The sequence below is a fragment of the Streptomyces californicus genome, from assembly GCF_000717645.1.
GTDB classification, from domain to species: Bacteria; Actinomycetota; Actinomycetes; order Streptomycetales; family Streptomycetaceae; genus Streptomyces; species Streptomyces californicus.
The window spans coordinates 50,798-56,900 of record NZ_JNZZ01000034.1; the positions used below are offsets into that span (position 1 = coordinate 50,798).

The 6,103-nt window shown below is 71.8% G+C and carries 7 protein-coding genes; 6 read left to right on the forward strand and 1 reads right to left on the reverse strand.

The window, feature by feature from the left end; translation table 11 throughout:
* The first annotated feature begins 246 nt into the window (after positions 1–246).
* From IF19_RS0130970 to IF19_RS0130985, 4 genes are all read left to right on the forward strand, one after another.
* On the forward strand, positions 247–957 hold the full coding sequence (locus tag IF19_RS0130970) for an HhH-GPD-type base excision DNA repair protein (RefSeq protein ID WP_032747737.1): 711 nt from the start codon (positions 247–249) through the stop codon (positions 955–957).
* Positions 958–1,191: 234 nt separating this feature from the next.
* Positions 1,192–2,724 carry a M28 family metallopeptidase gene (locus IF19_RS0130975; protein ID WP_030276662.1) on the forward strand — a complete coding sequence of 511 codons (1,533 nt, stop codon included), beginning with the start codon at positions 1,192–1,194 and terminating at the stop codon, positions 2,722–2,724.
* 287 nt (positions 2,725–3,011) lie between these two features.
* Complete coding sequence (locus IF19_RS0130980) at positions 3,012–3,308, forward strand: type II toxin-antitoxin system VapB family antitoxin (RefSeq protein WP_003967677.1); 297 nt, start codon at positions 3,012–3,014, stop codon at positions 3,306–3,308.
* A 202-nt stretch (positions 3,309–3,510) separates the two neighbouring features.
* The gene (locus IF19_RS0130985) at positions 3,511–4,113 is read left to right on the forward strand and encodes a LytR C-terminal domain-containing protein (protein WP_030117575.1); all 603 of its coding nucleotides are present in this window, start codon (positions 3,511–3,513) and stop codon (positions 4,111–4,113) included.
* A 129-nt stretch (positions 4,114–4,242) separates the two neighbouring features.
* Here IF19_RS0130985 and upp read toward each other — a convergent pair whose 3' ends face one another.
* Positions 4,243–4,878, reverse strand: a complete 636-nt coding sequence (gene upp / locus IF19_RS0130990; RefSeq protein WP_030117576.1) for a uracil phosphoribosyltransferase — start codon at positions 4,876–4,878, stop codon at positions 4,243–4,245.
* Between the two features lie 102 nt (positions 4,879–4,980).
* On the opposite strand from upp, the gene IF19_RS0130995 reads away from it, so the two are divergent.
* Together IF19_RS0130995 and IF19_RS0131000 are read left to right on the forward strand one after the other, a co-directional pair.
* A complete protein-coding gene (locus IF19_RS0130995; protein ID WP_030117577.1) occupies positions 4,981–5,259 on the forward strand; it encodes a hypothetical protein in 279 nt (92 codons plus the stop codon).
* Positions 5,260–5,498: 239 nt separating this feature from the next.
* Complete coding sequence (locus IF19_RS0131000) at positions 5,499–6,050, forward strand: tRNA adenosine deaminase-associated protein (RefSeq protein WP_030117578.1); 552 nt, start codon at positions 5,499–5,501, stop codon at positions 6,048–6,050.
* The last annotated feature ends 53 nt before the right edge of the window (positions 6,051–6,103 follow it).

Sequence of the window (6,103 nt, forward strand, 5' to 3'; positions counted from 1 at the left end):
TGACCGCGCTGTCCTCGGCCTTCCACGATTGGGGCGCGGCCCCCGGGCCGTCCAGCCCGCACCACGGCCCGGGCCGGGCATCCGGAACTGCCTCATCGGGCAGCGCGGCGGCACGCGCGGACGCGGACTCCCCGGCCGAGGAGCGCCCCTCCCGCTCCCACGCCCTGCTCCCTTCGGCGGACAGGGCAGAGGCCATCGGCGCAGTACCGGTCGCCGTCCTCCCCGGTGCTCGCGATGATCGGCACCATGACCGAGAGCGACAGCGGCACGGCCGCCACCCTGCGGATCGCCCAGAGCCCGGAAGCGGACGCACTCCTCGGCCGCAGCCCGCTGGCCGCCCTGGTCGGCATGCTCCTGGACCAGCAGGTGCCGATGGAGTGGGCGTTCACCGGCCCGTACACCCTCGCGGAGCGCATGGGCGCGGACGATCTGGACGCGGGGCGGATCGCCGCCTACGACCCGGACGCCTTCACCGGACTGTTCACCGCCAAACCGGCCCTGCACCGCTATCCCGCCTCGATGGCCCAGCGGGTGCAGCAGCTCTGCCAGTTCCTGGTGGCGGAGTACGACGGCGACGCGAGCGCCGTGTGGCGGGACGCCGCGACCGGCGGGGAGCTGTTGAAGCGCCTCAACGCGCTCCCCGGCTTCGGCAAGCAGAAGGCGCAGATCTTCCTGGCGCTGCTCGGCAAGCGGTTCGGCGTACGGCCCAAGGGCTGGCGGGAGGCGGCGGGCCCGTACGGGGAGGCCGGATCGCATCGGTCGGTCGCCGACATCACCGGACCGGAGTCGCTCGCCGAGGTACGGGCCTACAAACAGGAGGCCAAGGCGGCGGCCAAGGCCGCGGCGAAGAAGACAACGAAGACAACAAAGACGGCGAAGACAACGAAGACGACGGCGAAGAAGACGACGACAACGCGGGCAGCGGGGAAGAGCGGCGGCACCACGTCCGAAAAGTGACGTGGACATGGTCCGAATCAGGACGACACCCCCGCCTCACCGTCGAGAACCGGCCACACCTGTTCCCAGGCGTGACGCCACTCGCTAGCTTTCGCAGCACATTCGTTCAGCCGTTCAGCCGTTCCGTTCCGATCCGCCCGAGCAGCGTCCGAACACCGTCGGAGCCCCGGGCGGACCGGGGCGCCGGCCGTTCCGACCGGAAGGACTCCTGTGCACGCCATACGTCGCAGAGCCATGGCTGTCGTGGCCGCCACCGCACTGGCCACGCCGCTCCTGCTGGCAGCGTCCCCGCACCCCGGGCGCCCCGCCCCGCACGACCCCGGCAAGGAAGCGGCCAAGCTGTCGCGGGAGCTGGTGAGGAACGCGTCGGCCCGTGACGCCTACCGTCACCTCCAGCAGTTCCAGGCGATCGCGGACTCCACCGACGGCCACCGCGCCGCCGGATCGCTCGGTCACGACGCCTCGGCCGCGTACGTCTACCGCCAGCTCCAGCGGGCCGGCTACAAGGTCTCGTACGAGAACTTCCGCTTCACCTACACCGAGACGCTGGCCGAAAAGCTCGCCGTGGTGACGCCGACGCCCCGCGACGTGACGATCAAGGCCATGACGTACACGCCGTCGACGCGGAAGGGCGGCGTGACGGCGCCGCTCGTCGCGGTGCCCGCCGACGCCACGACCGGCTGCGAGGCGTCCGACTACGCCGCCGCGGACTTCACCGGGAAGATCGCGCTGATCAAGCGCGGCGGCTGCTCCTTCGCCGAGAAGCAGGCGGCCGCCGGTGCGGCGGGCGCGGCCGGTGCGGTCATCTACAACAACGTGGAGGGCGTGCTGTCCGGCACGCTCGGCGAGGTCGCCGCCGGGAAGGTCCCGACCGGCGGTCTCACCCAGGAGGAGGGCGAGAAGCTCGTCCGGGACCTCGCGGCCGGCGAGGTCACCGTCTCCTTCGAGATCCGCGAGCTCCAGGAGGACCGCCCCACCCGCAACGTCATCGCGGAGACCCCCGGCGGCGCCCCGGCGCGGACCGTGATGCTCGGCGCGCACCTCGACTCGGTGACCGAGGGCCCCGGCATCAACGACAACGGCTCGGGCTCGGCCGGTCTGCTCGACGTCGCCCTGAAGCTGGCGCAGTCGAAGAGCAAGCCCGCCAACAAGGTCCGGTTCGCCTGGTGGTCGGCCGAGGAGAACGGTCTGATCGGCTCGGAGAAGTACGTCGCGGCGCTCTCCGAGAAGCAGCGCGAGCAGATCGCGCTCTACCTGAACTTCGACATGATCGCCTCCCCCAACGGCGTGCAGTTCGTCTTCGACGGCGACAACTCCGACGGCGTCGGCGAGGGCCCGGGACCGGAGGGCTCGGCCCAACTGGAGCGGGACATCAACGCGTTCCTGGACGGCAAGGGCAAGCCCCACGAGGGCACGGACTTCACCGGCCGCTCGGACTACGGCCCGTTCATCGAGGTCGGCATCCCCTCCGGCGGTACGGACACCGGGGCCGAGGGCATCAAGACGGCGGCCCAGGCGAAGGTGTTCGGCGGCGAGGCGGGGATCGCGTACGACCCCTGCTACCACGCGGCCTGCGACGACCTGGACAACATCGACATGCGCCACTTCGACACCAACATCGACGTGATCGCCAACGCCGTCGGAACGTACGCCCACGACCTGCGCTCCCTGACCCGCCCGGTCGACCCCGACAACGGCTCGGGCGCCCCCGGCAGCGGCGGCAGCGGCGGCGGTCTGCGCGAGGGCCACGGACGCGACACGGAGTAGCGGCTTCCGCCTCCTCGCACCCCACGGCACGGCCCCGGACGCGGCCACCCGGTACGTCCCGGGACCGCGCCCGGCCGCATCCCACGGCCCCTGCCCGGGCGGGCGGCACCACCACCCGCCCGGGCAGAACACCTCCGCCGCCACAGCGGGCCGGGGCGCCAGAACACCCCCGCCGCCTCGGCCCGCTGCCGCTATCCCGCCCTATCCGGCGCTATACGGCCTTTGCACCTGCGGTGTGGCGAGTTCCCTGGCTGCGCCCGGTGGTCCTTGCCCGGTAGGCTTTCCGTGTGATCTTCAAGCGCATCGGAAATGGGAAGCCATACCCCGACCACGGCCGTGAAAGCACCCGGCAGTGGGCGGACGTCGCGCCGCGTCCGGTTCGCCTGGACCAGCTCGTGACCACCAAGGGCCAGCTCGACCTGGAGACCCTCCTCGCCGAGGACTCCACGTTCTACGGCGACCTGTTCGCGCACGTCGTGAAGTGGCAGGGCGACCTCTACCTGGAGGACGGGCTGCACCGGGCCGTCCGCGCCGCGCTCCAGCAGCGCCAGGTGCTGCACGCCCGCGTCCTCGACCTGGGCTGACCCTCCCACCAGGCCCCGCTACCGCTACCGCCGCCCGGCCGACCAGCGGAGCACCAGGGCACCGGGGCATCGGAGCACCGCGGACGAATTCGGGCCTTTCGGGTGCTTTCCCACTCATCCGGGTGCCATACGTTGATCATTTAGTACGCATCATGACCAGCGGCACTACGCTACTTCCATGAGCATGCTCACTCCCCCCGGCATGGGCGGAAAGTACCGCATCACGGGTGACGCCTACCCCCGGATGCGCCGCCCCCGGAAGCGCCGCAGGCTGGTCCTCGCGGGCGTCGGCGCCGTCGTCGCCCTCGGCCTGGCCGGCTGGGGCACTCTGCAGCTCATCGACGTCTTCACCGGCGGCGACAAGAGCGCCGCCGCGGCCGGCCACAAACGGGCGTGCCCCACCGTGAAGCCCGCGGTGGCCCCCGCCAAGGCGCTGCCGAAGCCGGCCGCCGTCAAGGTCAACGTCTACAACGCCACGACCCGCAGCGGACTGGCCAAGGACGCCGCCGAGGAGCTCAAGAAGCGGGGCTTCGCCATCGGCGAGGTGGGGAACGCCTCGAAGGAGTACGACAAGAAGGTCCCGGGCACGGGCGTCCTGCTCGGCGCACCGGCCGCGAAGAACGGCGGCTTCACGGTGCTCGGCACCCAGCTCGCGGGCGCGGTGGAGAAGACCGACGCGAGGAAGACGGGCGAGATCGACCTGATCCTCGGGACGAAGTTCAAGGCGTTCAGCACCCCGCAGGAGGCCACGGCGGCGATGACGGCCCTCACGAAGCCGGCCCCCGCCCCGTCCCCCTCCTGCTGACACCCTCCCCGGCGCCCGTAGACGTACCGGGTCGCCGCACGAGGCAGGGCCCCGCACGACGACGTCCCGCCGCCCACCGCACGAGACCGCGCGGTGGGCGGCGGGACGTCGTCGTCGCCGGGGTCGGCCCTATTCGGCCGTGCCGTACATCCGGTCGCCCGCGTCGCCGAGGCCCGGCACGATGTAGCCGTGCTCGTTGAGCCGCTCGTCGACGGAGGCGGTGACGACGGTGACCGGGGTCCCGGCCAGCTCGCGCTCCATCACCTCGACGCCCTCGGGCGCGGCGAGGAGGACGACGGCGGTGACATCGTCGGCGCCGCGCTTGATCAGCTCCTGGATGGCCGCGACGAGCGTGCCGCCGGTGGCCAGCATCGGGTCGAGCACGTAGACCTGGCGGCCGGAGAGGTCCTCGGGCATCCGGGTCGCGTACGTCTCCGCCTGCAGCGTCTCCTCGTTGCGGATCATGCCGAGGAAGCCCACTTCGGCGGTGGGCAGCAGCCGCACCATGCCGTCCAGCATGCCCAGGCCGGCCCGCAGGATCGGAACGACCAGCGGCCGGGGGTGCGAGAGCTTCACCCCGGTCGTGGACGTCACCGGAGTCTCGATGTCGACCTGCTCGGTGCGCACGTCCCTGGTGGCCTCGTACGCGAGCAGGGTGACCAGCTCGTCGGCGAGCCGCCGGAAAGTCGGGGAGTCGGTGCGCTTGTCGCGCAGCGTGGTGAGTTTGTGCGCCACCAGCGGGTGGTCGACAACGTGGATCCGCATACGTCAACAGTAACCGCGCCGCCCGGCACTCTGCGCTGGCATCAACCACCTGTTCGGGGGGAAGGTGGGGGCATACGGACCCAGTACTGGGGTGGTGTGTCGATGGCTGACGGGGAACTGCGCCGAAACCCGGCCCCGCGCGCGCCGCGCAAGGAGCGCGACGCCGAGGGCGCGGCGGCTGCGACGAGCACGGCCGGCGTGCCGGACGCGGCGCGCGGCGACGAGGACGCGCAGGAGAGTGACGCGGCCCGCCGACGGCGACGCGCCCAGTTCCTCCGCGAGCTCCACGAGGCCAAACAGCTCCGCGACCGCGTACAGCCGCGCCGGGCCCGCGCCGCGCGGATGCGGCAACAGATGCGGATGCGCACGTTCCGCTGGTGAAATCCGGTGCGTACCACCGGCGCACTCCCCCGCTGACCGGCGCATAAGGCCCGCTCAGCGGCGCGTCAGGGCGACGTCCGACCGGGCACTCCTGGAACTGATGGCCGACGCAACGGCCGAAGAGGTCTCGCGCGGCGCTTGTTTCTGCCACGATGCCGATTGGGCGGGGCCCAGGACGGACGGATCACCGTTCGCCCTCCCGCCGGACCGATTCGCCTATGACCAGTGGGAGAGTCACGGTGTACTTCGCCGCACTGCTCGCGCGCACCGAAGACGGGTGGGAAGCGAGCGATACAGAGCTCGACGATGTGGAAACCCTGTCCGATCTGACGGACCTGGCCCGGGATGCCTCGGTGGACGAGGACACGGTCCTGGTCTACATCGAGCAGGAGGACGCCTGGTTCGGCGTCGTCCGCGTGGACGGTGAGGAGGACCCCCGGATCTACGTGTCGGATGCGTCCGCCGCCGCCCGCTCCTCGTACGGGGAGATCCTGCTCACCGACGAAATGCTCGGCCGCGAACCCGGGGCCGAGGACGAGATCGCCGCCCTGGAGGAGCTCGTCGGCCTCGACGGCACGGAGGACGGCGAACCGCACCGTTCCGCCGCCGCCCCGGCCGACCAGGACGACTCCACCGACCCGGACGCGGTACCGGCGGGGCCGATCGGGGAGCTGGGGCTCCTCGCCGACCTCGGGATGTCCGAGAAGGAGCTGCTGACCCTGCAGACCGACGCCCTCGCGGAGATCGCGGAGGCCGTGGGGGCGGCGGAGGTCCTGGAGTCGGTCCGCTGACCCGGGCCCACCCACGCCCCCAGGCCCCCACCAGCCACTCCACCCCTCACCCT